This window comes from Leisingera sp. ANG-Vp (assembly GCF_000813725.1).
Lineage (GTDB): Bacteria > Pseudomonadota > Alphaproteobacteria > Rhodobacterales > Rhodobacteraceae > Leisingera.
Genome location: NZ_JWLD01000074.1, coordinates 1 through 26,704 on the forward strand (window position 1 = coordinate 1; position 26,704 = coordinate 26,704).

The window sequence follows — 26,704 nt, forward strand, 5'->3', positions numbered from 1 at the left end:
GGGGGGGCCACCCGAGAAAGCGCCGCGGGGGGCCCGGCCAAAAGAGGGGAACGGGGGGGAAAAACCCGCCCCCCCGCCCCCGCCCCTCTCTGTCCGCGCCTCCCCCGCCGTTGGCCGCACCCAGCCGGACAGGAAAACACCCAACCGGCCGGAACACGCGCTGGAGCCTCCAGCCAGGAAATCCGCCGCCAGCACACTGCTGGCGATGGAAACCGCCATCCGGGGAGTGAAGTGACATGATGTCGATATCTACCGTCTCGGCCGGGGCAGCGGCCAGCGGCTATTACAAACAGGAAGGCTATTACAAAGCGGGAACCGAGGAAGGCGAAAAGGCAGCCGCCTGGTTCGGCAAGGCGGCAGAAGAAAACGGCCTGACCGGCTATGCCGATGACAAACAGTTCGCGCAGCTGCTCGAAGGCCTGGCTCCAGACGGAAAGCTGATGGGCCGCTATGTGGACGGCGAACGGCAGCACCGTCCCGGGCTCGACCTCACGTTTTCCGCTTCCAAGTCGGCCTCCGTGGCAGCTTTGGTGATCGGTGATACGCGCATCATAGACGCCCATGATGCCGCGGTGCGCGCGGCTATGGCTGTGGTGGAAGAGCGGTTCATTAAAACGCGCTTCCAGCAGGACGGGGAAATCGTCACGAAGAACGGGGAAGGCATCATTGCCGGAATTTACCGGCACGATACGTCCCGTGCACTGGATCCGAATTTGCACAGCCATGCGGTCATTGCAAACATGGTGAAAAACGAAAACGGCGGATTCTCGGCACTCCGGAATGACGCCGTCTACAAAAACCGAAAGATCATTACAGAGATCTACCGCTCCGATTTCGAGAACCGGATGGCGGATCTTGGAATTGCCACGGAGCGCGGAAAATACGGAGAGGTGAATATCTCCGGAATTCCGCAGGAGGTAACTGAAGCCTTTTCCAAGCGGCGGCAGGAAATTTTGCAGGCAATTGAACAGAAAGGCGTCGAATATACGGCCGATAACGCCAGCAAGGCAGCACTCGCCACCCGTGCAGCCAAGCACAAGGAAATCGACCGGGATGCATTGCGGGAAACCTGGCGCGCGGATGCGCTGGCTGCCGGGCTCAGCCGGGACCAGCTGGACCTCGGCCGGATGGGGCACGCTGCGCCGCAGCCTGTGGTGCCGCTTGATCGGCAGCGCCCGATCGCCCCCGTTGCGGAGCCCGGCCAGCCGGTTGGCATGTTCGAAAAGGCCAGGTCATTACTGACCAGCAAGGCAGCCGTGACCCGCGTGCCGACTGACCCCGCACTGGCTGTGGATCGCGCCATCGCGCATATCAGCGAACGGGAATCCGCCTACAGCCGGGCAGATCTCACGGTGGCGGCAATGCACTTCGCATACCGCTCAGACTTCAAGGCGGTGGATGCGGAAATCAACCGCCAGATCAAGGCAGGACGGCTCTTCGAAAGCGGCGGGGACGGGCAGATCCTGACCGACAAGGCGTCTGTGGAACTGGAACGCTCCATTCTGACCACCTGGCGGAAAGCCGAAAAATCAGACGGTCTCACCCTTACTTCCGAAGCGGGACGGAGTAGTGATAGCTTTTTGGCCCGCAAACTGAATGTTGTCCGCAGCCTCACAGACGGCCAGCGTTCTTCAATCGAAACCGCTCTGACCGGCAATGGCCGCTATACCGGCATCCAGGGCTACGCGGGCACCGGCAAAACCTTCATGATGGAACGCATGGCTCACTACGCCGGTCAGAGCGGTTATGAGGTGAAGGGCTTTGCCCCCAGCCACCAGGCCGTGCGGGAACTCGCCAGTGTTCTTGGCAGTGCGGAAACCCTCGCCAAGATCACTACCGCTGAGCGCCACCACCCTCAGGACGTGGACAACAGCAGGACCATCCTCGTGGTCGATGAAGCCTCGATGGTGTCCGCCCAGGACATGCGCAGCTTCATGGATTACGCCGAGCGCACCGGCGCCCCCCGCGTCGTCTTCGTGGGCGACACGCAGCAGCTCGACGCGGTCGCGGCTGGTCAGCCCTTTGCCCAGATGCAGAAAGCCGGGATGCGGACGGCGGTCATGGACGAGATCCGCCGCCAGCGGGATGATGATCTGAAGGCAGCCGTCTATCACTCCATCCGCGGGGAAATCACGGCAGCCTTCAACCGCATGGAAGACAATGTTCTGAAGGTCGACGATCCCCGGCAAGAGGCAGCTGAAAGGTTCCTGGCGCTCACTCCGGCAGAGCGGCAAGGAACCCGGATCCTCGCCCTCACCAACGCTGCCCGCGCGGAGATCAACGAGGCGGTGCGGGACGGCCTCCGGCAGGAAGGCCGCATCGCCTCCGAGGAGGTCAAGGTGAACGGCCTGCTGAACCGCCAGCTCACCGAAGCAATGCTGGCCGACGCTCGCAGTTACGCACCCGGCGATGTCGTCATGTCCGTGGCGACAAGCAAGAAATACGGCCTCAGAAAGAACGACCTCCATGTGGTCCGGGAAGCCGATCACAGGGGCAACAAGCTGACTGTGGAGCATGAGGAAACCGGTGTCCTGACTACCCTGCCCCTCGCTGCGAGGTTCAATCAGCGGGAGCTTGGAAAGGCGCTTGTGGCCTATGAGCGCGAGGCCCGTGGCATGGCTGAAGGCGACCAGGTGCGGTTCCGGATCACGGACCCGGAAAGCGGCATCAGGAACGGTCTTCGGGCTGAAATCAAATCAATCACTGGCGGCGTCATTGAAGCTGAAACAGCGGACGGCGCCCGCGTCACCGTACCGGGCAGCAGCCTCGCCGCCCGCGGACTGGAGCATGACTATGCCGCCACCGCGCACGCGGTGCAGGGCGAGTCCGTGGACCGCGTGATCGTGGCCATGCGCTCCACCGAACGGCTGGCGACCCGGAAGAGTTTCTACGTCGAAATCAGCCGGGCGCGCGATGAGGCAATACTGCTGACCGAGGATCCCGAGCGCCTTTCCAGGACCATCGAGCGGGAAACCGGCCTCCGCCAGACCGCGCTTGATACCTGGATGGATGGACGTCTTGCGGGCGCCCGTGAGCGGCAGCCCGAGGAGGAGAAGACCAGGGAACAGCCTCAGGAAAAACCAGCGGCGGCGAAGGAGAAAGAGGCCAGGGAGAAAGACGCGCAAACCCCCACCCTGCCCGGCCTCTTCGAGGAGAAGATGAAAGAAGTCGAAAAGCAGGCCGAATTGATCCTGCAACGCCAGAAGGAGATTGAACGATGAGTGAGGCATCGCAGAACGTTCGGATTGTCCTCGGACCGGTGGCCCGGCAGCTGATTGCTGGCTTGGACGGGAACCGTCCCAAGGCACTGGACAACGCCATTACCGGCCTGCTGGAGCAGCTGGAGAACGCGCAGGCCAATGCCGGTGGCAACACCCCTTTGGCCGCGCAACTCGCCGCCCTGGAAGCAGCCGTTGCGCGCCAGACGGAGGCGCTTCAAAGCCTCACCCATGCCGCCACCCTGGAGATGAAAATGACCCGCGTGCTGATCGCCTCGCTGATGAGCGAGAGCAACGAGGAGCATCAAACGATCCTCGCACTGGCGAATTCGGCCGTGGAAGAAGCCCATGTGAAATCCCGGCTGCTCGGGGATACCGAGCTGGAACGGTTGCGGGAAAACGAGGCCTCTGTTCAGACGGCGATCCTGCGCGATCAGGAGCGTGGCGGCCAGGAGCAAGAGCTGGAAACAGAAGCGGAGATCGAGCGGTGAGCACCTCTCTGAAACAGCCGGAAAGCGGCCTGCTATTCTGTGCCATCCCGTGCCATTCGCGTGGCATGACCGTGCCACGCCCCCTGCCATGGGCCGTTTTTGGGGCTTCGGAACCCTTAAAAATAGGGCTTCACAAGGTGCTGCCATATCAAACTTTCCAAAAGATCATTTTTGGCAATTAAATCAGCGTCTTGCGCTGATTGCAGCTTTGCTGCGTTATGTGTGGACCTTCTATGAGGACCGAAGGGCCGAATTGGGCGTTGCTGGCCCGACTCCTAGAGGAGGGCTGAGCCAAATGCCCGCCAACGGAGCCGCGCAAAGCGCCTCAATTTCTCTCTGGGCCAGAGGACAAGGACGGCTTTTGGGGCGCTCCTGACGGCGCTCTTGGCCCCTGCGGTTGTCTCTGCTGAGGGATGGTCCAGGTCGGGCAGCTTCAGCCTGGAAGAGACCGCTGAAATCCGTGAAAGCCTCGCCTCAGCCCCGCCCACCTCAGAAAACGGATGGGACTTCTCTTCGCGGGAAAGCGAGTGGGTTGCACTTGATGCCTTCGAGCGTTCCCGGCCGGGGAAGCAGCCCCCTGCCCCCGCCTCCTTCCAGCTGCCTTCTGGCTCCAGCGTTGAACAGCTGTTTGCCCTCATCGCCTTTGCTGAAGCACCCCGCGGCCGGTATGATGCGATCCACCACGGCGCCAAGGTGAAGCCCGGCAAGAAGCCCTCCCAGATGACGCTTGCGGAAATCTACACGTGGATCGACCGCACGCCCGGTCAGCTCCATGCCATCGGGAATTTCCAGATCATACCTTCGACCCTGCTTAATCTGCAGAAGCGTCTCGGGCTTCCGGATGCCACCCGCTTCAGCCGGGAAACACAGAACCGGATGGCCGCGTTGCTGATCTCGGATGCAGGGTATCAGAGGGTCGCAGCTGGCCGGATTACCCGGGCTGCGTTCATGGACAACCTCGCACGCATCTGGGCCGGCCTGCCGCTTGCCTCCGGAAAATCTGCGTACCACGGATACGCCGGAAACCGGGCCACCATCACACGGGCTTTCTTCGGCCAGCAGATGGAAAGGATCTTTGGCTCCGGAAAACCTCCTGTGCCATCTGCCTCCCCGGCACCGCAGGCAAAGACGGTTTCTGCTGACTGGACCAAGCTGGGGAAATGATGCAGCCCGCCAGAGACCGGCAAACCGGACAAGACAGGTCGCTGGGTTCAGGAAAGCCACCCTAAGAAGAGTCCTGCAGCGAAAACAGAAACCAGAAGACCGCCCGAAGCAGCTTCAATCCGAGCGCCTGCACAGGGTCTACAAATGCGACATGAGGGCAGCGGACTATGCGTTGAAAGCAGCGGCTTTGATTGTTGTGTCTGGATCGCTCGCAGGAGGGGCTTTCAACGTTCTGAAGTCCGCCACCAGCCTTTGGCACATTGTTTGGCCTATTGCCGGTTTGGTGAGCAGCATCGCCTTGCTGTGGTCCGCCTTTAAACTGATGTGCGCCTTTGCCCTCTCCATGGCCAAGCCTGGCATGTTCCGTGGCAATACGCGCGCGGTTCAGCTGGTAGCTTCTGCTTTGGTGGCAGGTATTCTTGGTGCACTGGCCTCGCTCTTCCTGACGATTTAGCAGACCGGTTTTTGAACAGATCAGCCGCGGCCGGGAAAACTGACTTCATCAACTGTGCGAAAAAAGGAACCGGTTGTGATGCCGTGCAGGAAGAGGAGACACCCGGCGGCAAACAAGCCCGACCAGATCCCGAACACCAGGGTCCAGCACGCCGTCAGAAAAAACAGCAGTCCTCTTGCTGGCAATTCGCTCTCCCTTGCTCACCGCTCCTGGAACCGGTCAGAAGCCTTGCTGATCGTAGCTCGGCGCCGGTTAACAACCTTCTCACCTCCTTTGGAGCTGGCCAGCATCAGGGGCAAGATTTGCAAAACCGCAGGCCGTAAGAATTACGGGCGCCCGAAGGCACCCGCAGATCGACTGCAATGTTGATGTGAGAGCCTTTACGGCCTCAACTCCCATTATCAGGGAGTTGTGTTACAGAAACATTTATGCTTCCTCGGATCCCGGCAGCAAGGAGAGTTGATGTGACGGAACATGAGCGTCAGGTGCTTCGGTTCATCTATGGCAGAGGCTTGGAATTCAGCCTGCAGCCGAACCGGGTTTCCGCGTCGCTTCGCATCCTGCTGGAAAACGGGCTGATTGAGCGCGGCCGGGATCCGAATGCGGATGCCGGATCCGCCATGTACAGGGTCACGGAATGGGGGCGCGCGGCCCTGGGCGTCAGCGAGCTGGCAGCCCACTGACCGGGCATCGGGAAAGAAAAATGCCAGGATGCACAGAAGCACATCCTGGCAATCTTGTGTTTTGGTCTGGCGCAGGAAGCTGCCGCCGCCCTTCAACCGCTTACTGGATTTCCAGGGAAGCGATATCAGTGCCGGCTTTTAGCGCCTCGATGATCCACTTGGGTTTGCGCCCCCTGCCCGTCCAAGTCTCTTCCGGGTTCGCGGGGTTGCGGTACTTCGGAGCAGCCTTGGACTTTGGCTTTGCCCCCGCAGCGGCAATCACTTCAGCAAGCGAGAATCCGAATGCCGAAACGGCTTCTTCTGCAGCTTGATAAGCCGACAGTAAATCCTGCTTCTCCCGCGCCTCAATCGCGGTAGCAACATCCGCCTGAAGCTGCTTCAAATCGGCGGAAGACATGTCAGTCAAATTCATTGTTCAATCCCATGGCTGTGTTTTGCTAAATTCGCGCATAAATCAAATGCCGGTCGCATGCCACAAATACGTGACGCCAGAATTCAGCCGCACCATCCTTTTCTGCGGCCTCTGGTATAACGGCGGGCCAAGCCCTCGGAAATGAGAATACCTCCCAAAGTAAGGCTCCGGCGGCGGCCGCCTGATCTCGGGATTGATCCGATGGTAAGTCCGGCCTTATGTCCGACTTCAATAACCGCCCTCAAATCGAAGTTCTTTCCGTTGCCGATGGTGATCGCCGCCGGTATTGGTCAGATGATGATAAACTGCGCATCGTGGAGGAGAGCTTTATCGGCCACCGACAAGCGGCAGCCACAGCGCGGCGGCATGGCATTTGCCGGTCGCTCCTGACCACCTGGCGGCGGCAGTATCGAAACGGTGAGCTTGGTTCTTCTCGCCCGGTGCCGTTCGCGCCGGTTACCGTGGCAAAGGGAGCTCCCGCGTCGCAGGCAAATCCGGTTGATTCCTGTCCGCCCCCGGACTGTCAGGTTGAGATAGCCCTGCCGAATGGGCGCCGGCTCATCGTGCCGGTGGGCGTGGAGCCCGAAGCACTTGCACGGCTTCTGGCAGTGGTGGATCGGCAATGATCGCGTTTCCGGCTGGCGTGAAGGTGTGGATTGCGGGCGGCGTCACCGACATGAGGCGGGGCATGAACACCCTGGCGTTGCAGGTGCAAGAAGGGCTCGGCCGCGATCCCCATGCGGGCGAGCTCTTTTGCTTCCGGGGCCGCAAGGGCGATCTGGTCAAGATCCTGTGGCATGATGGCGTGGGTATGTCGCTGTATCTGAAGCGCCTGGAGGCGGGCAAGTTCATCTGGCCGGTGAGCCGGTCCGGCGAGGCGGTGCAGATCTCTGCGGCACAACTGGGCTATCTTCTGGAGGGGATCGACTGGCGCAATCCGCGCTGGACGCAACGTCCTGCAAAGGCTGGATAAATTGTTCCAGCCGGCCTGTTTTTATTGGCGCCCCTCGAGCCCGGATGATAGACATCCGCCATGTCGAATACCGCTTCCGAGCTTGCGAGATTACGCGCCGCCCTGGCCGCTGCGGAGGCCCGCGCAAAGGTTGCGGAAAGCGAGCTGGCACAGACCCGCGCCGTCGTGTCCTGCTCGGAAGCGATGATCCAAGAACTCAAGCTTGAGATTGCCAAGCTGCGCCGCGACAAATACGGCATCTCGTCGGAACGGCGCGCGCGGTTGATTGATCAACTGGAACTGCAACTCGAAGAGCTGGAAACGGCGGCAACCGAGGATGCCCTGGCCGCAGAACAGGCGACTGAAAAGGCCAGCAAGGTGCGCGCCTTCACGCGCCGCCACCCTTTGCGCAAGCCGTTCCCCGATCACCTGCCGCGAGAGCGGGTTGTTGTTGAGGCACCTGCCGCCTGCACCTGCTGTGGTTCGGATCGGATCGTGAAGATGGGCGAAGATGTCACCGAGACGCTGGAGGTGATCCCGCGGCAGTGGAAGGTGATCCAGACCGTGCGCGAGAAGTTCACCTGCCGGGCCTGCGAGAAGATCAGCCAGCCACCGGCCCCGTTCCATGCGATCCCGCGCGGATGGGCCGGGCCCAGCCTGATCGCCATGCTGGTCTTCGAGAAATATGGCCAGCACCAGCCGTTGAACCGGCAGGCCGAACGCTTCGCCCGTGAAGGCGTCGAGTTGAGCTTGTCGACCCTGGCGGACCTGGTCGGGCATGCCACAGTCGCGTTGCAGCCGATCCATGCTCTGATCGAGAACCACGTGCTTGCCGCGCACCGCCTGCATGGCGATGACACGACCGTGCCGCTCCTGGCGCGGGGCGGTGCAAAAAAGGCCCGGCTCTGGACCTATGTGCGCGATGACCAGCCCTGGAATGGTGGCGCGCCACCGGCCGCGTTCTTCCGCTTCTCCCGTGATCGCGCGGCAACCAATCCCAATCAGCATCTTGCCGGATGGCAAGGCGTGCTGCAGGCCGACGCCTATGGCGGATACAACGACCTCTATCGCGCGGACCGCGATCCGGGGCCCGTGACCAGCGCGCTGTGCTGGTCGCATGCGCGCCGGAAGTTCTTCGAACTTGCGGATATTGCCGGGAATGTCCGCAAGGACAAACCGGCCCATCAGATCTCGCCGGCCGCCCTGGAAGCGGTGAAACGGATCGACGCCATCTTCGACATCGAGCGCGAGATCAATGGGCTGGATGCCGATGCCCGGCTTGCCGTCCGTCAGGAACTCTCCCGTCCCCTGGTCGATAATCTCCATGACTGGCTGCAGGAAGAGCGCGCGAAAATGTCCAGGCACAACAAGGTGGCCAAGGCGATCAACTACATGTTCGAGAAAGAGGACCGTTGGCAGGCCTTTACCGCATTCCTCGATGACGGACGCATCTGCCTGACGAACAATGCGGCCGAACGCGCCCTGCGCGGCGTGGCCCTGGGCCGGAAGTCATGGCTTTTTGCCGGCTCCGAGCGCGGCGGTGAGCGGGCCGCCGCCATGTACACCCTTATCGTCACTGCCAAAATGAACAATATCGACCCGCAGGCGTGGCTGGCCGATGCCCTCGCCCGGCTGCCCGACATCCCCGTCTCGCGCGTGCCGGAACTTTTGCCCTGGAACTGGAAAGCCCGTGAGGGCGCTACTGCGGCGGCCGCGTGAACAACCGTTGAAACAGGGCCTTTGAGCGCTGTAGCCCTTCATCGGTCAGCACGACAGATTTGGCTCGGTTAACCGGGTCATGGATCAAACCCTTCCGATACAATCGATCCAGTGCCGACCAGTCCATTCCCTTCCAGGCGCGACGCTCATCATGCAGCGTCAACCAGAGCAATCCCAGAACCGCGTCGTCAATCTTGTCCTCTTCGATCTCCATGAACAACGGGTATCACATCACAGAGCAAAAGGGACCGCGGTCTTCGCCGGAGCCTTACCTCCCAAATCATTGCCGTGCAGAATAATCCGCGCCAATCCCCTGCCGTATTTGCCCCGGCCTGGCAGAATAATGAAATCGACTGTTCCAGCATCACGCACCAGTTGACGTGCACGGCGCGTTGCTTCTTCGCCCAGGGCTTGTTCGTAGCTGCACTGAGGCTTGTAAGTCTCCGGGGTGTCGTACCCCACGAGCCGGAAACGATCGCCTCCAACATCTGCCGTGTCGCCGTCTATCAGGTAGATATCCCGGCTGCTGACTGGCGCTGCTTGAACCGGAACGGCCAAAAAAAGGAATAGTGCCGCAAGAAGTAACCTCATGCTGTGTCCTCAAGAGAATGCAACTGAGTGCAGAGACCCAATGTCCCCAATATGAAACTGGCTGACTAACGGGCCTTAAGACCTCTCCACCGGCATAAATTGCCGCAGAACCTGAAGCGGCAAGCCGAAACTATTCTACGCCCGCGTCAAAGAACTGGAACACCGCAATTGCCCTACCGTGATTTTGCGATCACCCCATCTTTTCCCACAGCGGCGATGCTGTCGGGTGTGCGGCGCTTCAAGTCTATTCCATCGGCCGAAATGCTGGCCTCAGCAAAATCGGTTTTCTTCAGAACGGACCCATCCGCTTCAACCCAAGTGGTATCTGTCTCGCTTTCGCGGGTGATCGAACCATCATGATTGATCCGGATGGAAATCCCGGCCACCGCAACAGATACAAAGTCTTCGGTTACAAGAACCCCATTCCATGCGTCCTGAAAATCACGGCGCAGCACGATCTTGTCCGGGCGCAGTTTAATCTGCACGTCCTGCTCCGGATCCCCTTGCGCGCTTTTGACCACGACAAAGGCTTCCTGTTCGCTTGGGTCGCTGTGAATGCTGGCATTGGCATTCTTTGGCGGCCACACATTTGGCTGTAAACGCCGGGCCCCCTTCTGATCCCGGTGGAAGCCAATATAGAGCTGCGCGGAACGCCAGGTCTGGCGCAAGGTGTTCATAATCTCAGTCATCAGAAATGTGGTCCTCAATTTATCCGGCGTCTGGGCCCGGTTATTCGAGCGCCAGCGCCGCCGTTGGCAATTCATTCGTGCAGGTTGTGCTGACCAGCGCTGGCCGGTCAGCAGCCCTAAGGAGCATAGAGTATTAGCCCATCGGTTGAGGCAGGCCCAAGCTCCCTACAAACTCGGACTCAACTCAGGCCTGGATGGCACCGTGTATACGTGCCTCCCGAGCATATTCCACCAGAGGCTTGCTTGGCGTCCAATGGAGGTCACGCTCGACCCGCAAGCCGAAGGGGCCCCGGATGGCCATCAGCTCAGGAAGGTAAACACTCCCGATCTCTGGGCACCCCATTCCCAGATCACACAGACCAAAGGCGATGTCCCGGTCCTCCGGATCAATCTCGCTCAGCAGCCAAGTTGCGGCCCCCCAAGGGGTGAAGAGTTTCACAACGGGCTGGCGTGTCAAATCCTCAGCGACCTCCCCTGCCCTCTCCTGGTTCGCAATCGCTCCGTTTTTCAGAAGTTCCTCAAATTGGCTCTTCGCAAACAAGTTCATTCCCAATATCTCCTATGCAGGTGAGCCATCGGCTTGTCCCCTTTAGCTCTGGTTTTGAGCAGAGCCCTGAAAGGGCGCCGCCTCTAAAACCTGACCCGCTGGCGAAGCGTAGGGGGTAGCAACTGCAACCGGAAAACGCCGGGAGTGGTGCGGCCCGCAGGCGCAGCCGAGGACACGGTCACGGCGATTTCCGGTTGCGGGCGCGTGGGGGCAAGAGCCCCCTAGACATTCGTCGCAGCGGCGTTCGGCTCGCCCGAACCCCAAGACAATCGAGATGATGGAAAATCGGCGAAACGCTTAAACAGCTTAGGCGCATTGCAATTGTCTAAGCAGTGCTCGCGGATAGCAGAAAAAACTGTTCGTGCGACGACGGCGCAATGGCACGCGGATAGAGCTACGCGCAGGCCCAAGACAACAAAACTGGCAGAGCACGGCTGTGCGGCAATATGTTGGCTGGCGGCCGGGGTGACCGACATGCGCCGGGGTTTCAACACGCTGGAGGCGCAGGCGGAGAAGGTCTTGGCGGAAGATCCCTATTCCGGCCATCTGTTCGTGTTCCGAGGGCGGCGCGGGGATCTCTTGAAGATTATCTGGTGGGATGCCCAGGGGGCCTGTCTGTTCTCGAAGCGGCTGGAGAAAGGCCGGTTTGTCTGGCCCGCTGCGAAAGACGGCAAAATCAGCGTGACGGCAGCGCAGCTTTCGATGCTTCTGGAAGGGATCGACTGGCGGATGCCGCAAAAGACCTGGCGGCCGCTGAGCGTCGGATAGATCAATAAAAAATGGGCATTAAGCGCCTTCAGGATTCACCTTCGGCCTTGGCTCCGGTATAGGGGTGGCAATGCTGAAGGACTTGGATACTGCCCCTGACGACCCGGCTGAGCTGCGGCGCATCAACACGATACTGGCCGCCGAGGTCAAATCCCAGGCGTTGCTGATCGAGAAGCTTCAGCATCAGTTGTCGGGCCATAACCGGTACCGCTTCGGGTCGAAATCGGAAAGCCTGGAGCAGCTCAATCTGACCTTCACCGGACGATCACAACACTCGAATGGGTGGATTGGTTCAACAACCGCCGTCTGCTTGAGCCTATCGGGAACATCCCGTCGGCAGAAGCAGAGGTCAATTTCTACGCCGCTCTGAAAACTGAGGATATTGCCGCGTAACTAACTGAAATCAGCCTCCGGCAAACCCGGTGCGGTTCAGAAAGGTGCCACCAGCCGTGATGACGATCGGAATACGCCATTCCAAGATGATGCAGGTAATTCCGACCCTTTACTGTCCTTGGTCTTGCGCAATTGTCGCAGTGCATCGTTTCCGCAGAGCTCCCATTCGCAAACAATTGTAGCAATTCACCTTATAGAGTGATCCTTGCGTGTTACAATCAAGCGCTAGCTGAAAGTTTCGACCTCCACCGGATACACAAGCCTTAGGTCCATAACAGTTAAATACCGGCCCCGGCTGGGATGTGTAACGGAAAGGGGGCAGGCTCTGCATAAAATTGGTCCCAGCCTTCAAACCAGCAGTTCTATCTCCGAATTGCTCTTTAGAAAAACTGCAACTAACTGAGTCCCGATGCCATGGCCGGACCAGCAGGTGGCGTTCGCCAGCTGGCGGCCATGTTTAAAACTGAGAACTATCTGATATCCAGTTCATGACCGGGTTTCGTCTGCCGACAAGCAGGCGGGACATGGAGTAGTGGTTGATCTTAGGCAAAACCATCAGCTGGGCGCGGATACCGGCACGTGAAAGCTGACTGCTGTAGTCTTTTGACTGAGAGATGAATTGACCCGTTTCACGGCTTCCAGCTGCCACAAGGATATCCGGGCGCTCAGTTATTGCTTCTGCGCGGGGATTGAGGTTCGCGGCATCCGCGTCGCTTAGATGCAAGTCGCGGTTCAAATAGGACCGCTTCATAGGACCAAGGTCAAAGAGCCCGCTCAGCAGCGCCGCTTTCCGGATGCCGCTGCCGCCGGTCCAATCCGCTTCCAGTATCCGCGCGGCCAGAAAGGCGCCCACAGAATGCCCGCACAAAGTTATCCGCTCCGGATCACCATTCCACTCCGGGATGTTTTCCCGCACCCAGTGAAACGATGTCAAAACCTGGCGGATGATCTCCGCTACCGGCACTTTTGGTGCAAGGTCGTAATTCACGAGCACAACAGTGCAGCCTTGCCTGACCATCCGGTTTGCAATGTAGCGGTACTGGCTTTTGTCCTGCGCGCGGAAGTAGCCGCCATGGATAAACAGGAATACCGGGGCATTGCTGACTTGGGCCGGGAAGACATCGAGCTTCTGGCCTGCACTGCTGCCATAGCTGACATCCAGGGAACAGCGGAACCGGCAGCGTGCAACATGGCTTTGAACCAAGTTTGCCAGCAAGTGGTACCGGGCAATGGGATGCCGCCTGCGGAGGTCAAATTGACTGTCGATATTCGGCACTTGCCAATGCTCCTGGTTGCCAGTGTCTTACGGCCGCGTTTCCGGCCGTGCCTCATGGTGTTTCCGGACAACAGCCCGGCAGTCTCGGGCGCCCGCTTGTACACCAGACGCCCGCAGTGAATGTTATTCTGCAACTTCAAAGTGGTCTTCGCGAAGGCGCGCGGTGCCATCAGGCTGCAAAACCCACAATTCGTTGGTGATGATGCCCCGGGCATTGTTCATTTCCCAGTCCGCTGAAACACGCGCAGCGGTCAAGGTTTTGTCCACAACAGTTGTTGTGGTGTTGAAATAGATCACGTCATCAAACCCCTGTGCTATTACGTTTTTCCAGAACCCCTGGATCGCCTCACGGCCTTCAAATCTGCCGAAAGGTTTGGCAACCATGATGGCATCTTCTTCGTACATAGCCGCTGCAGCAGCGGCGTCGCCAGCGTTGAAAGCCTCCCGCCAAGCGCGGCTGGCGGATGCGACGGCCAGGCTCAGCTCATACTCGTTCGCGGCGCGGGCTTCGGCCTCCTGAGCCGGTGCCTGGGCGGTCATGGCGGCAAATGCAATTGCAGCCGCGGCTACGGATCGGATGGGCGTCATGAGAGTTTCTCCTTGATTTGCATTTCTTGGAAGAGAATGCGCGCCTTACACTGTTTTAAAAACAGGCTAAATGTGAAATCATTGTTCACAATCAGAGAACTGAAGATGCTGTCACCACTCCCGCTTAGCTTTGTTGCTATCGTTGAAACCGGATCTATCTCACGGGCTGCGGAGGATCTGGGAATTGCCAAGTCTGCGGTCAGCCAAAACCTAAAAAGGCTCGAAGAACGACTTGGCGTAAAGCTGGCGAACCGGACGACACGCCAGTTTGTGCTGACACCCGCCGGGGAAAAATACTATCAGCATTGCAAAGGGTTGCTTGCACTGTCCCAAAGGGCAGAAACAGAAATGGAAGTGTTTGGCGCGGAGCCGGCTGGACCACTGAAAATTACAGCACCGCATGCATTCATCGGCCCGGTTATCGCCCCTGCGATACACCGGTTGAAGCAACGGTTTCCTCGGCTTGAGCCTTTTGTCATAGCCGAGGACAAACGCCTTGATCTCATTTCAGAAGGCATCGATGTAGCGATAACCGTCGGACACCTGCCGGACAGCAGCTTGCGCGCACGGCGGATAGGCCAAATATGCGATGTTCTTTGTGTCTCGCCCGCCTTGATGTCAGAAGCACCTGCAGCCGCAGACCCGGCCTATTGCCAATGGGTTCAATCACTCCCCTACTTGGCGCACATGCGCGAACCTTTAACAGTAGAGCACAACATTCCGGTTGCCGGCAGCACCAAATCCTCCGTGGCGCGTTTCACCCCAAGCCTCCGCAGCAACACGATTGAAGCATTGGTGTCATTTGTACGGGAAGGCCTGGGGATCGCACTTCTGCCGGACATTGCTGTTTTGAAAGACCTCCAAGCAGGTTGTCTCGTGCGGTTATGCCCGGTAAGGGAAAACGAACCAGAACCAATCTTCGCAGTACACGCTTATGGCGCCCTCGCTCCGAAATCGGTGCACGCGGTCATTGAGGCTATCAGTGCAGCTATCAGAGCTGCTGGCCTTGACCCGCGTGACTACAACGCCCAGTGCAGCGCTTCGACCGCAACCGGCCGCTCAGCGGCATGTCGCCGGAATAGATAGATTCCGCCCGCCGACCCGGGCTGGTCTCAGGGACGACGCATCGCACAGCTCCGATGCCCTTTCAGAACGTACAATGCGGCCCGCAGCGCTAGCGTACCCAGTAGCAAAGCTTAGGGCACTTCATCACGCCGCAGCCCCATATGCAGGTTGCTGAGCACAGCGCCAGACAAAAATGCCGCATCCTCAGGGGATTCCGCCCGGGCCCGGATGATTCAGGGCGCCACCCGGGGTATCGCCTGCAAATCACAATTCAGGCTCGGACGGGAGTAGGTCATAGCTCAACATTATCCGCTGACGACGCTTATGGTCACAATATAGAGTGCAATCCGCCGCATCTTACAGGTATTCTATTGTGTCAGATGGACTCCCCTTACCGGACATAAGGGAATACCCTCCAGAGGCATAAGCAAAATTGCTAGAAACACGCAGGAACGTCCGGTTTACATTTCTCAGTGGCTAAGATCGCCTGCGCAACCCAACTAGGCGCGATGACCTCTGGTCCGAGCCGCGAGGCGACGGTGTTGCTCACGATGAGACTGTCAAAAGCCGTCGATCAGGATATCCAGACCGCGCTTCAGCTGATCCCGCTCCTTGTGCAGGGACCCAACCCGCTCCCGCAGTTCTGCCCCTGGAACCGCCGCCAGTTCCTGAATACGGACAATCCAGCTGTCTCCATCTATCCGAACCCTCGGTGTCAAACCGGGAAAGGCAGAATATGCGCCCTCTTCCCGCAACGGCGCCACAATCCTGGACGCATTAATGCCAATCAAATCGGTCTGAAGATCGACGACAAGAATACCGCTTTGCATGCGAAAAACGTCGAACTGAGCCATTAGAACATCCGTCAGAACGTGCGGTATTGAGCAAGCGGCAAGCCGTTTTCCTCGACCTCCCGGGCATACGCTTCAAGCGCCTCCCGATTTTCCTCGCGCCAGACCCGGTTCCGTTCAAGCCGTATGGCATCAGAAATGGCTGCCTCCGCAAGGCGGGACATATTGAGACCAAGGGCTCTAGCCTCTGCGGACACAACGCTATCGAGCGTAAGGTTAACTTTTGCGCGTCCCATGGCAGGCGTCCTTTTTACCCGTATGAATGAGGAGTATAAAGCATATGCCTGGTGATCTCAAATCTCAAGTTAGCCCGGCCAGAAAACCGCTGCTCCGGAGTCTGCTGCGGGCTCCGGCTCATTGGACAACTGGCTGAAACCACCCGCGGCAGTGCCAGCAGGGCTTATGCCGAGGACTGGGCTCATTTCTCAAGCAGGCCTTGGCGCCGCGGTGCGGACCAGTTCACACCTGATCCGCAACTGATCAGCCTCTTCATCCCCGGAAGAGCGCATCACTTCAGAACGGCTCCCCTGCCCTCTCCGTTCCGACCGTTAAGCGGTGCCTGTCTGGCTTGTCATGGAATAATCAGCAGCACGGCCAGAGCCTCGACCACAAATGACCCGACGCTCTCAGGGACGCTGAAACCGCTTCCAAGTGAACCTGACCAAAGCCGCAGGTTTGTAACTGCACCTCAGAACGGCGCAGCGCTTTAAGGTGGTTGAAACCCGGGACCGACTACGATGCTCCTCAAACACGTTCACGGACCGATGCAAGCCGGCCTTGATACCTCGGCCCCCCCGGAGAATGGACTTGTTGATCCACCGCGACAGCGCGTTGTGCGCCAGGCGGACATCAATGCAGCTGATGGGAAGGAAGCGTTTCTCCAACTCGCAAGTGAGCCAGATGGCCAGAATGTCGCTCTTATACGCAATCTGCTCGGTCTTGGTGGTATGTTGCGAAATAATCGATGCAATCTCGTCCGGATCCGAACTGGTCTTGCCGCGCGCAAGTACCTCTCTTTTTCGGCAAACAACACAGATCGATACGGATTTGATGAACACGTCCAGACAACTTAACACAACATGGTCGTCCTCCTTCGCGGTTGGTTTTTCTGAAGCCGATCTTTTCGGACATCGTTCGCCCTGGAAGAGCGGCGGCCACAACCTCACCACTTCATAGGCCGCACGCATAATAATTTCGAAACTTGGCTGCACGGCGCGGGAGGGTACGGCGCTGCTGCAGCGCCTGCCCGACGATGTATTGAAGATTGCTTTCGCAGGTGAGAAGAAGATGCCATTGTTTAGCGTGTGGCACGGCTAGTATTGCTGAGTGGGAGCATAGGCGCGCCAAATCCTAATTGATCTCTGCGAACATCGCCAGGCCAATGTAATGTCCACCGCGGTGGACATTACATTGCATCGCCACTTGTCGCTTAACGGCTCTTACATGTCCACCCAAAAATCCGCTGGAAGGCGCCCCAGTCCATTTCTGTGCGTGGTCCTCCCCAACTGCATCGTTCAGCATGTTTGCTAGAACTTCGCTGATCAGCGGACCCTTGGACAGGGTCCTATCCTCCACCAAAAGGCCCTGGGTCATCTGGCTAACAGCTGCACTGCTGGATCTGAACGGCGTCATCGGACCTCAAGATTTCAAGATTCAAGCTACCTTCCGGGTTGATTGCGCAGGTCTCTTCTATGCCCTGTATCGCCTTGACCTGGCCGCGTTGCTAGCCAAGGCAAGGGAAGTTCCGCGCCGACAACATCCAGCGTCGTAGTGAATACTTAAGAGCGTTCCATCCTGTCTATCGACAGCTTCTTTGCGGTCGCACACATTTCGCGATTGACCCTCCAGCTCGTTCAGCAAATTCTGCAGAGGAGTAAGGTTAGTTGTGGTGGAATTGTGTGTTCTGATTCCCTTCCCAAGCCGGAATCAGGAAATTAGACAGAAGCCATTTCCTTTTGGGCTTAGTGTATCCAGACACCCGCCCTTTAGATTCCAGTATTCCCTTGCCGTCTTTCTTGCGGTTCATAGCTGCGCTAACCCGATCCCGGACCTTTACTAGATCATGCTTTTTCTGGACTAAGAAAGATGTCCACCGCGGTGGACATACTGAAAGTATCTTCCCTTTGTTCCACCTGGCAGCTAGATAAATCTGCGGTCGGGTATTCCCATGAAGTGATGAGAGCCGGGATGAAGGAGTTTAGTTCGCCGATCTCTCGTGGTCTTGCCGCAAGAACACATTCATAGTGGTTGACATCACGCCAACCGGCTTTCAGCACGTGCCAATTGTGCCAGTAGAGCAGGGGGGTTAAACTGGGTTTCCCGCCTACCGAGGGTTACACTGCTGAAGTATGCAGCAAAGTCTCGTATCCGGCTCCCGAACTGCAGAATGATGAAGACAGCGCTGGAAGCTTTCCAGGCACCGACTGCATCCTTTGCTTTGTCGAAGGTGATCGGATGGATTCCCATCATTGGAGCTAGAGTCTTTGCATGTTGCTCGACATCTTCCCAAGTAAGCAGATCCGTCTCAGCAAAGGATGTTGCTTCTTTGCAAACGGCGGTGAGCAGACGGACATTTGGCTTGTTGTCCTCCTGCGGCCTATCTAAATCTTTACTTTCCTTTTTAGACTTAGAATGGTGCCGGACAATTTGACCGTCATTGGCGGGCAAAACAGGTGTTTCATCCATGTCCATCACGGTGGACGTGGCGTGGTGGGCAGCTTCCACTTCGCGCTGCAAGAACCGGTATTCAACAATGGTCAGCTTTCTGCGGAGCGTTTTCCGAATGCCGTCAGAGAAGGTGCTGTTTGGATCAGCTGCGTCGATTTGGGCAAGCAGAGCGAGAATCTGTTTGCGGAGAAAGAGACAGTCGCGCCGTGTATCCTCCAGCATTTGTGCGATTTCAAGAAACTCAGAAGCGCGTTTGAACATCGGAGAGAGACACAGGCCGAAGCTGATGCAATCGCCGTTTGCTGCCCGGATCCGGTACCGTTTCCGGTTTGAGCTCTCATGCCGCGTCATGAAGCCGAGCTGGATGAAACGGCTGATGTGGCGGCGGAGCGTGCGCTCGTCGATCCCACCTGTGCGTCGGCAAAGCTCAGTGTTGGAAGCGAAAACGGTTTCGCCATGGCCAGGCTTGAGACAGCTGAGCATGGCCTGAAGCGTTTGAAGATGAGCCGGGCGCAGTCCAAAATGGCTGCGGGCATCACGGAGGGCGCGGAAAACAGCCCAAATGTCGGCGGTTTCTGGAGATTGGTCGACGTTGTAGGCTGCCCCGGGGCAGGCGGCGTGAGTCGATGGTTTTGTAAATGTCATGCTCAATGAACGAGGGCCGTTTTGTCCGCACTCCCCCGGTCCCTTCCCAAGCGAATACCTGAGAATAGGCAATAAAAAGCTGTCCACCGAATCGGTGACTCTTGACCGTGTTGCTGGAGATTGCTACATCATGGGTGCTAATCGATGATGAGGGCTCTCCAGGGGAAACCTTGGGGGCTCTTTTCTTTGGGGCCTTCGCCTTTCTCCTCTGTTTGTGTTTTCGGTATGGCCGGGGTCAGGACCCCGGGCCGCTCTCATTCTGCCATTGGTCAAAGAGCTTGCGAAGCATGACTTCAGCATTCTCCTCAATCCATTGGCCGAAATCCGGGTTGTCCTTGCGCAGGATCTTGATAGCGACGGAGCGCCCATCAATGGCGAGCGTGCCAAGCCGTGCGCCGCTGGCGTCCTTCACAACGGTCGCCTGGTTGCTGCGTTCAGCCTTGCTGCTGCTATCGCGGGTGTATTGCTGCACCGCAGCATAAACTGCCTGAAACTTCTCGGGGCTTGCCGTGTGACCGGGAAGAGATGCCAGTGTACTCCGAGCGACGTCCAGCAGCGGCACCTGGTCAGCCAGATCGGCCAGATACGCCCATTGGCGTCGGCCGATGCCATGCGCCGGGCCTATGAGATAGACCAGGTCCATCGGCAGCTGCCCGGTTATCACCCGATGGTTCGACAGACCCTGCCGCGACAAGCCAAGCGCATCCTGAATGACAGACGACTTGTAGCCCGCATTTTCCATTTCGCGGATGAACAGCGCCTTCTCTATGAAAGACGGGTCGAGCCTTAAGTTGTTCTCCTGACCCTGGGCTATGAGCGACGCTTCATCGTCCAGCGGGCGGACAATGGCTTTGATGGTGCCGCCGATCTTTCGGACCGCGGCTAGCCGGCGGCGGCCGTAAATGATGCGATATCGGTCCGGCTGGTCTGATGGCCGCACCAAAATCGGGACTTGCTGGCCATGTTTGCGGATGCTTTCAGCAAGCTCCTCGATACTGCTGTCTTCCAGCACCAGGCGGTCCTGCAGGCCGTCCAGCTCAATCTGGTCAGGCGCAATGTCGCGAATGGAGTTCGCAGTGATCTCGCGCAGGCTGTCTCGCAGCCCTCCTACCGATCCGGCCAGCATTGCACGCTTCGCCGGGGCAGGGGAGGCGGCCTTGGTATCCTTGGCCGCTTCGGGTGTCTGGTTGAAGATGTTGCGTCCCATCAGCGCCGCCCCCATGCCATCTGAATCGTCTGTTCCAGTTCATCGGCGACGCTGTTCACGCTGGTCAGAGCGCGGTCAAGCGTCTTGCGGATCAACTGGCTGGGATCAACCTCGTAAATGGTTTGCTGCGTCATCCCAGCATCCGAGATCGCAGTGGACTTCAGCATCGGTTCCGTCATGACCTGGCCTGCGAGCATGGACCTGAGGTAACCAGCCATCTGCGTTTGCGGGCCATCGGAAGGTTCATACCGGGTGATCAGAAACTTCACGAAGTCCCAGCTGACACGCTTGCCGATCGCGTCCTCCACGGCTTTCACAGTCTCGGAGGCCAATTTGAGAAACTGGCTCATGGATGCAATGTCGAGCATCCCGGGAATGACGGTGACCAGAAGACCGGTGGAGGCTGCCAGCGCCGTCAGGGTGATAAAGCCCAGCTGTGGGGGACAGTCGATCAGCACAAGATCATAGTCGGCCTCGACTTCTTCTAAAGCCAAGGACAACCGCTCTGCAAAAATCGGCCGGATGCGGTTGGAAAGGGCATTTGCCGTTTCCGTTTCATATTCCGAAAGCATCAGGCCAGCTGGAACCATGTCGAGCCTGTGGAAATAGGTCTTCTGGATAACGGCCGAGAGGGGAACCTGGTTCTCGTAGCGTAGCGCGTCGTAGATTGTCCCGCCTTCGGCAAACTCCAACTCGGGCCGGAAGCCGAAGAACGTGGTCAGGCTGGCTTGCGGATCAAGATCCAGCACCAGCACGCGGTAGCCGCGCAGGGCATAACGCTGTGCCAAATGTATCGTTGCAGTTGTCTTGGACGAACCACCTTTGAAATTCACCATGGAAATGACCTGTAACCGGTCACCCTCTCGGCGGCCGGGCTGGTATGCGGCAGCGTTTTTGCCGGTCCGCCCCAAGATCCCGCGCAATGTGTCGATTTCTTCTGCGCTGTAGAACCTGTGACCTCGATTGTCAGTAAAGACATCCGGGAAGCTTCCATCCTTGTGCCGGTTGCGCAGGTTGGATGTGCTGACCCGCAGCATCTCGGCCACCTCGCTGGAGCTGAAGCGCCGTAGGGTCTTCCGTACTTCAGGTTCGAAGGCAATCTTCATCTGCCGGTCGAGCGACTCGGCCAAATTATCTGCAAACGCCCCGATCTCATTTGAGCCTATTGCCTGCGCAAATTCGAGGTTATGCTCATCCATGCTCTGCTGCCTCTCGTGGCCTTTGTGGGGGCTCTTTGGGGTTCTGACGGCGGAAGGCGTATCTGACGCGCAATGCCGTCAGAAGTGAAATGCCATGAACTAACCCGTCCGGCAAGTAGATTCTAGATATAGTAGGAAAGTTATCCACAGCGGCGAATGGAGTGCCACGGTCTGAACTGCGGTGTCTCCGCTTTTAGAAGCCCTGTTTTACGGCTGCAGTTTTGACCGGGCCTTCGATGGCTGCGGTGGAAAGGCCAAGCAGTGCAAGGTAGAAAATTGTCGTGGCAGGCTTGCTGCTGGCCAGCTAAAGCGGGCTTGTGCGTCTGGGTGAACCGGTGTTCGGGCTGCGGTTTTGGAGGTGATGCAGGGCTTTGACTTCTGTGACGTTGAACCGGTTGCGGTGGTTTCGATCTCGGTGCCGATGGATCAGATGCCAAAGGAATTGATCTATTGGTCCGACTTTGTCCTGCTGGGCCAATTCGCGCTCCTGCAGCGCCTCCGTCGGACCAGAGAGAACAGTTGGAAGGAATCAGTAAGGCTCTCGCAAATTGTGCGAAAACATTTGCAGCGAGAGAAATTTGGTTCTGTCAGAGGGCCATGCACTGATGCGGTGAAACCTTGGCTATTTTCGTACCCAAAGGAAACTATTACATAGTTTGATCTACTTCTAGGAGGGAAAGTAAACTCTGCCTAGGCTAGCTGGCTTTGCAAGGCAAATCGCCTAACAGGGAATTCGCTAACAATTTTTCTACTTGGCCAAGGACGTGCATAGTGACCAAAATTGCTCCACGGCCGGTCTTGCGGTCTCTTCCGTGCGGTGGAGGCGGATTGAAACACTGGCTTCGCGGCGTTCATCGCTAACCTTGACCAAGCGCCCGTCGGCGAGTTCCTGGTTGACCGCAAGTTTTGGCATCCAGCAGACTCCAAGCCCTTGCAAACATGCGGCCTTTACTGCTTCTGCAATCGAGTTTTCGTATCTAAAGTCGACTTCGAACGCGGTATCGTCGCGTTCGAGGATCATTTGTGTGGTTCTGCCCATGAAACTGTCTGCAGGGTGTCTGAGAAACGGAACCGGGCCATCTCCATCCAAAGTAAAATATGGCAACCCGTTGCGGTCAGCAGCGCTAACGGCAATCAGCGTGTCCGTTTCGATTGTCACGTAGGGGTGCTGCTTGCTTTCCAGAAAGCTGGGGACAGCCGGGTGGTGAAAGCTAAGTACAAAGTCGCTGGAGCCTGAGACAACGGCTTCGATACAGCCGGAAAAATCCTCTGCCGTTACCCTGCAGCGAACCGGGCCGATCATTTTCTCCAGTTGCACCAGCCATTGAGGGAAGAAAGAAATCGCCAAGGAATGCAGGGCATGAAACTCCAGCACCTCATCACTTCTCTTGGCAATGCCCTTGGCTTCCTGCCGCGCGTCTTCCATGGCTCTGATGATGTCATAGGCCGTTGATTTGAAAGACTCGCCCGCTTCGGTCAGCGCGACAGGGTGGACGCTCCTGTCAAAGAGCGGCGTCCCGATCCAGAACTCCAGGTTCTTGATCCGTCTCGTGAATGCAGACTGGCTGATGTTGCGGACTTCGGCTGCTTTGGCAAACACCCGTGTGGACGAGAGGGCGAGAAAGTCCTCCAACAACTCGATTTCCATGCCAGCGCTCCATCAGCTTCAGTGATTGTTGCATACATTTGCATACTACTTGACGCAAGTGGGTTGCAAGAAATGCAAGATGCAAACTTTGCAACATCCAATCGTCCTTTGCAATCCGCGCCGCAATTCCAAGTGCTAGTTGCCCGGCAACCGTATCGCAGGTCAGGAGGATCTGGGGGCGGAAACCAGTCTTGGGGAGAAACTCATGAACATGGAAAAACAAAAAGCAGGCGGCTTCGCAGCTTGGCGAAACCTCCTGCTTTGGAAAAAGATCGCCATTGCGCTGATGCTGGGCGCGATCTTGGGCGTCATTCTCAACAGCACAGGCAATGAAACGGCTGCGACGTCAATCAAGGTGGTTGGCACCGCTTTTGTCTCTGCGATCAAGATGCTGATCGTGCCGCTTGTCTTTGTCTCGCTGGTATGCGGCATGACCTCGGTGAGTGATATGGCAAGGATGGGCCGGATCGGGCTGAAAACAGTTGCGTTCTATCTCGGCACAACGGCGTTTGCGATCACCATTGGTGTCGGGCTCGCCCTGCTGATCCAGCCGGGTGTTGGCATCGAGCTGGGAGAGGCCGCAGCAATGGAGGCGCGTGAGGCGCCGCCTTTCATCAACACATTGATCAGCATTATCCCTACCAATCCGGTTGCAGCGGCTGCCAATGGGAACGTCCTGCAGATCATTTTCTTTGCCATTATGTTCGGTCTTGCGATCAACCTGGCCGGTGAGCCGGCCAAGCCCCTCCGTAACCTCTTCGAGGCGCTCAATGCGGCAATCATGAAATTGACTGAAATCGTGATTTCGTTTGCGCCCTATGGCGTATTTGCCTTGATCACCTGGGTTGCAGGCACCTATGGCCTGGACGTTCTGCTGCCGCTTGGGAAGGTGATATTCGCGCTTTATCTTGGCTGCCTGATCCACGCATTGGTCGTTTATGGCGGTCTTGTCTCCATGCTCACGAGGCTCAACCCCGTGCGCTTTTTCCAGGGGGTCATCGAGCCTCAGATGGTTGCCTTTACCAGTACATCAAGCTCTGGCACGCTTCCGGTGACGATGACCGCGGTTCAGCAGAACCTGGGTGTCGGGCGCTCGGTCTCCAGCTTCACTCTGCCGCTGGGGGCAACGATCAACATGGACGGCACCTGTATGTATCAGGGCGTTGCCGCCATCTTTGTGGCCCAGGCATTCGGCATCGATCTGAGCACCGGCGACTATTTCACCATCATCCTGACCTCGACGCTCGCCTCCATCGGAACCGCCGGCGTGCCTGGTGCAGGTCTTGTTATGCTGTCCCTGGTGCTGACGTCCGTTGGCCTGCCTCTGGAGGGCGTTGCGGTCATAGCAGGCATCGACCGGATCTTGGATATGGCTCGGACCGCACTGAATGTGACCGGCGATGCGGCCTGTACCGTTGTGGTTGCGAAGTCGGAAGATGAGCTGGAAGAGGACGTCTACAACGTGCCTCACGCGCTCAAGACGCCGGTGTAATCCGGTCTCAAGACCCGGTGCGGGGGGCTCGCAGAAGGCTCCCCGCACCCTTCTCATAAGCATTGCGCCCGGCTTGATTGGCCCGCGCCCTGAAAACCTGCACAACGAGAGCAGCTATGTCCCGTACTGAAACCGACGGCCTTGGCCAGATAGAAGTTCCGGCTGACGCGCTTTACGGCTCACAAACACGCCGGGCTCAGATCAATTTCCCGATCACCGGTGTTCCGATCAGCCACTACCCGGAGATTGTCCGTGCCTTGGCGCTGGTAAAGAAGGCATGTGCCCAAACCAATGCTGAGCTGATGATACTTGACCAATCGAAAGCGGATATCATTGCCAAGGTTTGCGATGAGATCATTGCAGGTCAGCACCACGAGCATTTTGTCGTCGACGTGATCCAGGGCGGCGCAGGCACTTCGACAAATATGAATGCCAACGAGGTGATAGCAAACCGCGCGCTGAGCATTCTGGGCAAAAGCAGCGGTGATTACAGCCATTTTCATCCCAATGACGATGTGAACAAGTCGCAATCCACAAACGACGTTTATCCCACGGCAATCAGACTGGCGGTGCTGTTCACCAATGAGCGTCTCACCGGGGCCATGCGCCGCCTGAGTGCGGCCTTTGATGAGAGGGCGTCATGCTTTCAAGCTGTCGCCAAAATCGGCCGTACACAATTGCAGGACGCTGTCCCAATGACCCTGGGCGCGGAACTGGCAGCATTTGCACACACCATCCGCGAAGACGTTCAGCGCGTGGACGAGGCGGCAGATCTGTTGCGCGAAGTCAATTTGGGCGGCACTGCCATTGGCACCAGGATCAATTCGCCCGAGGGGTATCAGCAGCGGGTAGTGGCCAATCTGACGGAAGGCTCGGGCCTTCATCTCGTACCGGCTGATGACCTGATCGAGGCGTCTTCGGATCTGGGCGCTTTCGTCATGTACTCCAGCACGCTCAAACGTATCGCGGTCAAGCTTTCAAAGATCTGCAATGACCTGCGGCTGCTGAGCAGCGGCCCAAGAGCTGGTCTGGGTGAAATTCTGCTGCCGCCAGTGCAGGCCGGCTCGTCGATCATGCCGGGGAAGGTAAATCCCGTGATCCCCGAAATGGTTAATCAGGTTTGCTATCAGGCAATCGGCAATGATCTTATCGTCACAATGGCGGCCGAAGCAGGTCAGCTGCAATTGAATGCGATGGAACCTGTTATTATCCACAAGGTTCTTGAGACCGCAAATACGCTGGTGGCCGCGATCCAGCAACTGTCATTGCTCTGTATTGAAGGGCTTGAGGCCGATACAGCCCGTTGCCAAGATCTCCTTACCGGCAGCTTGGCACTGGCCACTTCGCTGGCACCCCATGTTGGCTATGAAACCGCATCTAAAGTCGCCAAGAAAGCACAGTTGCAGGGGCTTAGCGTTTCTGAGGCGGTATCGCAAATGGGCCTGCTTTCGGATGAACAAGTACGCCAAGTTCTCGGGCTTGATTAAGAAGAGGGCCTAAAGCCCTTCTACGTCTTGCGTCTGTTCGCGTTGGAAGTGGATGGCGACATTTCAGAATGGGGGAAGAGACCGCCGCAAATGGCATTCCGCAGAGCAATTATCGAACTCGCTGAATAAGGCTACTTGGACACCGGCGGCAAATCTGAAGGGTAACGCTTTAAAAGTTGTGCTATCCGTGAATGGCTCCTTCGAAAAATTGCGCCGCGAAATCTCTGAAGTGAGGACAGTAACCGTTTGGGGCCACCTGAGCCTGCCAGGATAGGTATGCTTAGGACGTGTTGACAACAGGACTTCCCATCGGGTGGCGGCGCAGCGTTTCATGTTTACGGCAAGTGGCGGTTTAAGGTCGGCCGGGGTGTCTAGCGCGGAGACGCTGCCTACACTTTTCAACCCCCACGATTTTGCGCAAAGTTGCCGTTAGCTGTGTGCTATCATACGTTTAGATGATTGCGGAGAGGGTAGGTAGGAAACGGCGGGTGCCTGCTC

At 57.8% G+C, this 26,704-nt stretch carries 27 protein-coding genes; 13 read left to right on the forward strand and 14 right to left on the reverse strand.

Annotated elements, in window-relative coordinates; genetic code table 11:
- The first annotated feature begins 236 nt into the window (after nucleotides 1–236).
- The 5 genes from mobF to RA20_RS20800 all read left to right on the forward strand — a co-directional run bounded on the left by mobF (nucleotide 237) and on the right by RA20_RS20800 (nucleotide 6,010).
- Nucleotides 237–3,221, forward strand: a complete 2,985-nt coding sequence (mobF, locus tag RA20_RS20780) for a MobF family relaxase (protein ID WP_039133231.1) — start codon at nucleotides 237–239, stop codon at nucleotides 3,219–3,221.
- Entirely contained in the window at nucleotides 3,218–3,709 is a 492-nt protein-coding gene (locus RA20_RS20785) for a hypothetical protein (protein WP_039133234.1), read from the forward strand. The genes mobF and RA20_RS20785 overlap by 4 nt, the downstream gene beginning before the upstream one ends.
- A gap of 384 nt (nucleotides 3,710–4,093) precedes the next feature.
- Nucleotides 4,094–4,873, forward strand: a complete 780-nt coding sequence (locus RA20_RS20790) for a hypothetical protein (RefSeq protein ID WP_052249108.1) — start codon at nucleotides 4,094–4,096, stop codon at nucleotides 4,871–4,873.
- 151 nt (nucleotides 4,874–5,024) lie between these two features.
- Complete coding sequence (locus tag RA20_RS20795; RefSeq protein WP_039133238.1) at nucleotides 5,025–5,327, forward strand: hypothetical protein; 303 nt, start codon at nucleotides 5,025–5,027, stop codon at nucleotides 5,325–5,327.
- Between the two features lie 464 nt (nucleotides 5,328–5,791).
- Entirely contained in the window at nucleotides 5,792–6,010 is a 219-nt protein-coding gene (locus RA20_RS20800; protein ID WP_039133240.1) for a MarR family transcriptional regulator, read from the forward strand.
- Nucleotides 6,011–6,110: 100 nt separating this feature from the next.
- On the opposite strand, the gene RA20_RS20805 is transcribed toward RA20_RS20800, so the two are convergent.
- Nucleotides 6,111–6,422 (reverse strand): H-NS histone family protein, encoded by a 312-nt coding sequence (locus RA20_RS20805; protein ID WP_039133243.1) that lies wholly within the window; start codon nucleotides 6,420–6,422, stop codon nucleotides 6,111–6,113.
- 218 nt (nucleotides 6,423–6,640) lie between these two features.
- Between RA20_RS20805 and tnpA the strand changes: the two genes are divergently transcribed.
- From tnpA to tnpC, 3 genes are read left to right on the forward strand one after another with little or no spacing between them, the layout of a single operon-like run.
- Nucleotides 6,641–7,048: an IS66-like element accessory protein TnpA gene (tnpA, locus tag RA20_RS25155; protein WP_082018081.1), complete on the forward strand. Its 408-nt coding sequence runs from the start codon at nucleotides 6,641–6,643 to the stop codon at nucleotides 7,046–7,048.
- Nucleotides 7,045–7,395, forward strand: a complete 351-nt coding sequence (gene tnpB / locus RA20_RS20810) for an IS66 family insertion sequence element accessory protein TnpB (RefSeq protein WP_039133247.1) — start codon at nucleotides 7,045–7,047, stop codon at nucleotides 7,393–7,395. Before tnpA ends, tnpB (RA20_RS20810) begins: the two co-directional genes overlap by 4 nt.
- A gap of 60 nt (nucleotides 7,396–7,455) precedes the next feature.
- The gene (gene tnpC / locus RA20_RS20815) at nucleotides 7,456–9,093 is read left to right on the forward strand and encodes an IS66 family transposase (RefSeq protein ID WP_039133249.1); all 1,638 of its coding nucleotides are present in this window, start codon (nucleotides 7,456–7,458) and stop codon (nucleotides 9,091–9,093) included.
- Here tnpC and RA20_RS20820 read toward each other — a convergent pair.
- The 4 genes from RA20_RS20820 to RA20_RS20835 form a co-directional block, all read right to left on the reverse strand.
- Nucleotides 9,074–9,307, reverse strand: coding sequence for a DUF6429 family protein (locus RA20_RS20820; protein WP_027255789.1), 234 nt, complete (start codon nucleotides 9,305–9,307; stop codon nucleotides 9,074–9,076). The genes tnpC and RA20_RS20820 overlap by 20 nt on opposite strands.
- 17 nt (nucleotides 9,308–9,324) lie before the next feature.
- Complete coding sequence (locus RA20_RS20825) at nucleotides 9,325–9,684, reverse strand: thermonuclease family protein (protein WP_052249109.1); 360 nt, start codon at nucleotides 9,682–9,684, stop codon at nucleotides 9,325–9,327.
- A 173-nt stretch (nucleotides 9,685–9,857) separates the two neighbouring features.
- Complete coding sequence (locus tag RA20_RS20830; protein ID WP_039133255.1) at nucleotides 9,858–10,373, reverse strand: hypothetical protein; 516 nt, start codon at nucleotides 10,371–10,373, stop codon at nucleotides 9,858–9,860.
- Between the two features lie 184 nt (nucleotides 10,374–10,557).
- A complete protein-coding gene (locus tag RA20_RS20835) occupies nucleotides 10,558–10,920 on the reverse strand; it encodes a DUF2958 domain-containing protein (protein ID WP_039133257.1) in 363 nt (120 codons plus the stop codon).
- Between the two features lie 474 nt (nucleotides 10,921–11,394).
- Between RA20_RS20835 and tnpB (RA20_RS20840) the strand changes: the two genes are divergently transcribed.
- A complete protein-coding gene (tnpB, locus tag RA20_RS20840) occupies nucleotides 11,395–11,688 on the forward strand; it encodes an IS66 family insertion sequence element accessory protein TnpB (RefSeq protein WP_052249110.1) in 294 nt (97 codons plus the stop codon).
- A gap of 70 nt (nucleotides 11,689–11,758) precedes the next feature.
- Nucleotides 11,759–12,058 (forward strand): hypothetical protein, encoded by a 300-nt coding sequence (locus RA20_RS25575; RefSeq protein ID WP_152618577.1) that lies wholly within the window; start codon nucleotides 11,759–11,761, stop codon nucleotides 12,056–12,058.
- A gap of 480 nt (nucleotides 12,059–12,538) precedes the next feature.
- Here RA20_RS25575 and RA20_RS20850 read toward each other — a convergent pair whose 3' ends face one another.
- Entirely contained in the window at nucleotides 12,539–13,357 is an 819-nt protein-coding gene (locus tag RA20_RS20850; RefSeq protein WP_082018082.1) for an alpha/beta hydrolase, read from the reverse strand.
- A gap of 123 nt (nucleotides 13,358–13,480) precedes the next feature.
- On the reverse strand, nucleotides 13,481–13,945 hold the full coding sequence (locus tag RA20_RS20855) for a nuclear transport factor 2 family protein (RefSeq protein ID WP_082018083.1): 465 nt from the start codon (nucleotides 13,943–13,945) through the stop codon (nucleotides 13,481–13,483).
- A gap of 72 nt (nucleotides 13,946–14,017) precedes the next feature.
- Here RA20_RS20855 and RA20_RS20860 point away from each other — a divergent pair, with 72 nt between their 5' ends.
- Nucleotides 14,018–15,031, forward strand: coding sequence for a LysR family transcriptional regulator (locus RA20_RS20860; protein WP_241482307.1), 1,014 nt, complete (start codon nucleotides 14,018–14,020; stop codon nucleotides 15,029–15,031).
- 539 nt (nucleotides 15,032–15,570) lie between these two features.
- Here the strand turns inward: RA20_RS20860 and RA20_RS20865 are convergent.
- From RA20_RS20865 to RA20_RS20905, 7 genes are all read right to left on the reverse strand, one after another.
- A complete protein-coding gene (locus RA20_RS20865; protein WP_039133261.1) occupies nucleotides 15,571–15,864 on the reverse strand; it encodes a CcdB family protein in 294 nt (97 codons plus the stop codon).
- 11 nt (nucleotides 15,865–15,875) lie between these two features.
- Nucleotides 15,876–16,097 (reverse strand): type II toxin-antitoxin system CcdA family antitoxin, encoded by a 222-nt coding sequence (locus tag RA20_RS20870; protein WP_039133263.1) that lies wholly within the window; start codon nucleotides 16,095–16,097, stop codon nucleotides 15,876–15,878.
- Nucleotides 16,098–16,487: 390 nt separating this feature from the next.
- Nucleotides 16,488–17,048: a hypothetical protein gene (locus RA20_RS24810; protein ID WP_052249112.1), complete on the reverse strand. Its 561-nt coding sequence runs from the start codon at nucleotides 17,046–17,048 to the stop codon at nucleotides 16,488–16,490.
- 1,066 nt (nucleotides 17,049–18,114) lie between these two features.
- On the reverse strand, nucleotides 18,115–19,173 hold the full coding sequence (gene repC, locus RA20_RS20885; RefSeq protein ID WP_039133267.1) for a plasmid replication protein RepC: 1,059 nt from the start codon (nucleotides 19,171–19,173) through the stop codon (nucleotides 18,115–18,117).
- Between the two features lie 235 nt (nucleotides 19,174–19,408).
- Nucleotides 19,409–20,395: a plasmid partitioning protein RepB gene (repB, locus tag RA20_RS20890; protein ID WP_039133270.1), complete on the reverse strand. Its 987-nt coding sequence runs from the start codon at nucleotides 20,393–20,395 to the stop codon at nucleotides 19,409–19,411.
- Nucleotides 20,380–21,579: a plasmid partitioning protein RepA gene (gene repA, locus RA20_RS20895; protein WP_039133273.1), complete on the reverse strand. Its 1,200-nt coding sequence runs from the start codon at nucleotides 21,577–21,579 to the stop codon at nucleotides 20,380–20,382. The genes repB and repA overlap by 16 nt, the downstream gene beginning before the upstream one ends.
- Before the next feature lie 748 nt (nucleotides 21,580–22,327).
- Nucleotides 22,328–23,227, reverse strand: coding sequence for a LysR family transcriptional regulator (locus RA20_RS20905; RefSeq protein WP_039133278.1), 900 nt, complete (start codon nucleotides 23,225–23,227; stop codon nucleotides 22,328–22,330).
- 205 nt (nucleotides 23,228–23,432) lie between these two features.
- Between RA20_RS20905 and RA20_RS20910 the strand changes: the two genes are divergently transcribed.
- Nucleotides 23,433–24,719, forward strand: coding sequence for a dicarboxylate/amino acid:cation symporter (locus RA20_RS20910; RefSeq protein WP_052249113.1), 1,287 nt, complete (start codon nucleotides 23,433–23,435; stop codon nucleotides 24,717–24,719).
- Nucleotides 24,720–24,835: 116 nt separating this feature from the next.
- Nucleotides 24,836–26,206: an aspartate ammonia-lyase gene (locus tag RA20_RS20915; protein WP_039133280.1), complete on the forward strand. Its 1,371-nt coding sequence runs from the start codon at nucleotides 24,836–24,838 to the stop codon at nucleotides 26,204–26,206.
- Nucleotides 26,207–26,704 lie beyond the last annotated feature (498 nt).

Bases quoted from the DNA above. Each gene is read 5' to 3' on its own strand.
- tnpB (WP_052249110.1), top strand. From the start codon at position 11,395: ATGCGCCGGGGTTTCAACACGCTGGAGGCGCAGGCGGAGAAGGTCTTG.
- RA20_RS20905 (WP_039133278.1), bottom strand. From the start codon at position 23,227: ATGGAAATCGAGTTGTTGGAGGACTTTCTCGCCCTCTCGTCCACACGG.
- RA20_RS20910 (WP_052249113.1), top strand. From the start codon at position 23,433: ATGAACATGGAAAAACAAAAAGCAGGCGGCTTCGCAGCTTGGCGAAAC.
- RA20_RS20915 (WP_039133280.1), top strand. From the start codon at position 24,836: ATGTCCCGTACTGAAACCGACGGCCTTGGCCAGATAGAAGTTCCGGCT.
- RA20_RS20855 (WP_082018083.1), bottom strand. From the start codon at position 13,945: ATGACGCCCATCCGATCCGTAGCCGCGGCTGCAATTGCATTTGCCGCC.
- RA20_RS20795 (WP_039133238.1), top strand. From the start codon at position 5,025: ATGAGGGCAGCGGACTATGCGTTGAAAGCAGCGGCTTTGATTGTTGTG.
- tnpC (WP_039133249.1), top strand. From the start codon at position 7,456: ATGTCGAATACCGCTTCCGAGCTTGCGAGATTACGCGCCGCCCTGGCC.
- RA20_RS25575 (WP_152618577.1), top strand. From the start codon at position 11,759: ATGCTGAAGGACTTGGATACTGCCCCTGACGACCCGGCTGAGCTGCGG.
- RA20_RS20830 (WP_039133255.1), bottom strand. From the start codon at position 10,373: ATGACTGAGATTATGAACACCTTGCGCCAGACCTGGCGTTCCGCGCAG.
- RA20_RS20825 (WP_052249109.1), bottom strand. From the start codon at position 9,684: ATGAGGTTACTTCTTGCGGCACTATTCCTTTTTTTGGCCGTTCCGGTT.
- RA20_RS20865 (WP_039133261.1), bottom strand. From the start codon at position 15,864: ATGGCTCAGTTCGACGTTTTTCGCATGCAAAGCGGTATTCTTGTCGTC.
- RA20_RS24810 (WP_052249112.1), bottom strand. From the start codon at position 17,048: ATGCGTGCGGCCTATGAAGTGGTGAGGTTGTGGCCGCCGCTCTTCCAG.
- repC (WP_039133267.1), bottom strand. From the start codon at position 19,173: ATGACATTTACAAAACCATCGACTCACGCCGCCTGCCCCGGGGCAGCC.
- repA (WP_039133273.1), bottom strand. From the start codon at position 21,579: ATGGATGAGCATAACCTCGAATTTGCGCAGGCAATAGGCTCAAATGAG.
- RA20_RS20785 (WP_039133234.1), top strand. From the start codon at position 3,218: ATGAGTGAGGCATCGCAGAACGTTCGGATTGTCCTCGGACCGGTGGCC.
- RA20_RS20820 (WP_027255789.1), bottom strand. From the start codon at position 9,307: ATGGAGATCGAAGAGGACAAGATTGACGACGCGGTTCTGGGATTGCTC.
- mobF (WP_039133231.1), top strand. From the start codon at position 237: ATGATGTCGATATCTACCGTCTCGGCCGGGGCAGCGGCCAGCGGCTAT.
- tnpB (WP_039133247.1), top strand. From the start codon at position 7,045: ATGATCGCGTTTCCGGCTGGCGTGAAGGTGTGGATTGCGGGCGGCGTC.
- RA20_RS20835 (WP_039133257.1), bottom strand. From the start codon at position 10,920: ATGAACTTGTTTGCGAAGAGCCAATTTGAGGAACTTCTGAAAAACGGA.
- repB (WP_039133270.1), bottom strand. From the start codon at position 20,395: ATGGGGGCGGCGCTGATGGGACGCAACATCTTCAACCAGACACCCGAA.
- RA20_RS20870 (WP_039133263.1), bottom strand. From the start codon at position 16,097: ATGGGACGCGCAAAAGTTAACCTTACGCTCGATAGCGTTGTGTCCGCA.
- tnpA (WP_082018081.1), top strand. From the start codon at position 6,641: ATGTCCGACTTCAATAACCGCCCTCAAATCGAAGTTCTTTCCGTTGCC.
- RA20_RS20805 (WP_039133243.1), bottom strand. From the start codon at position 6,422: ATGAATTTGACTGACATGTCTTCCGCCGATTTGAAGCAGCTTCAGGCG.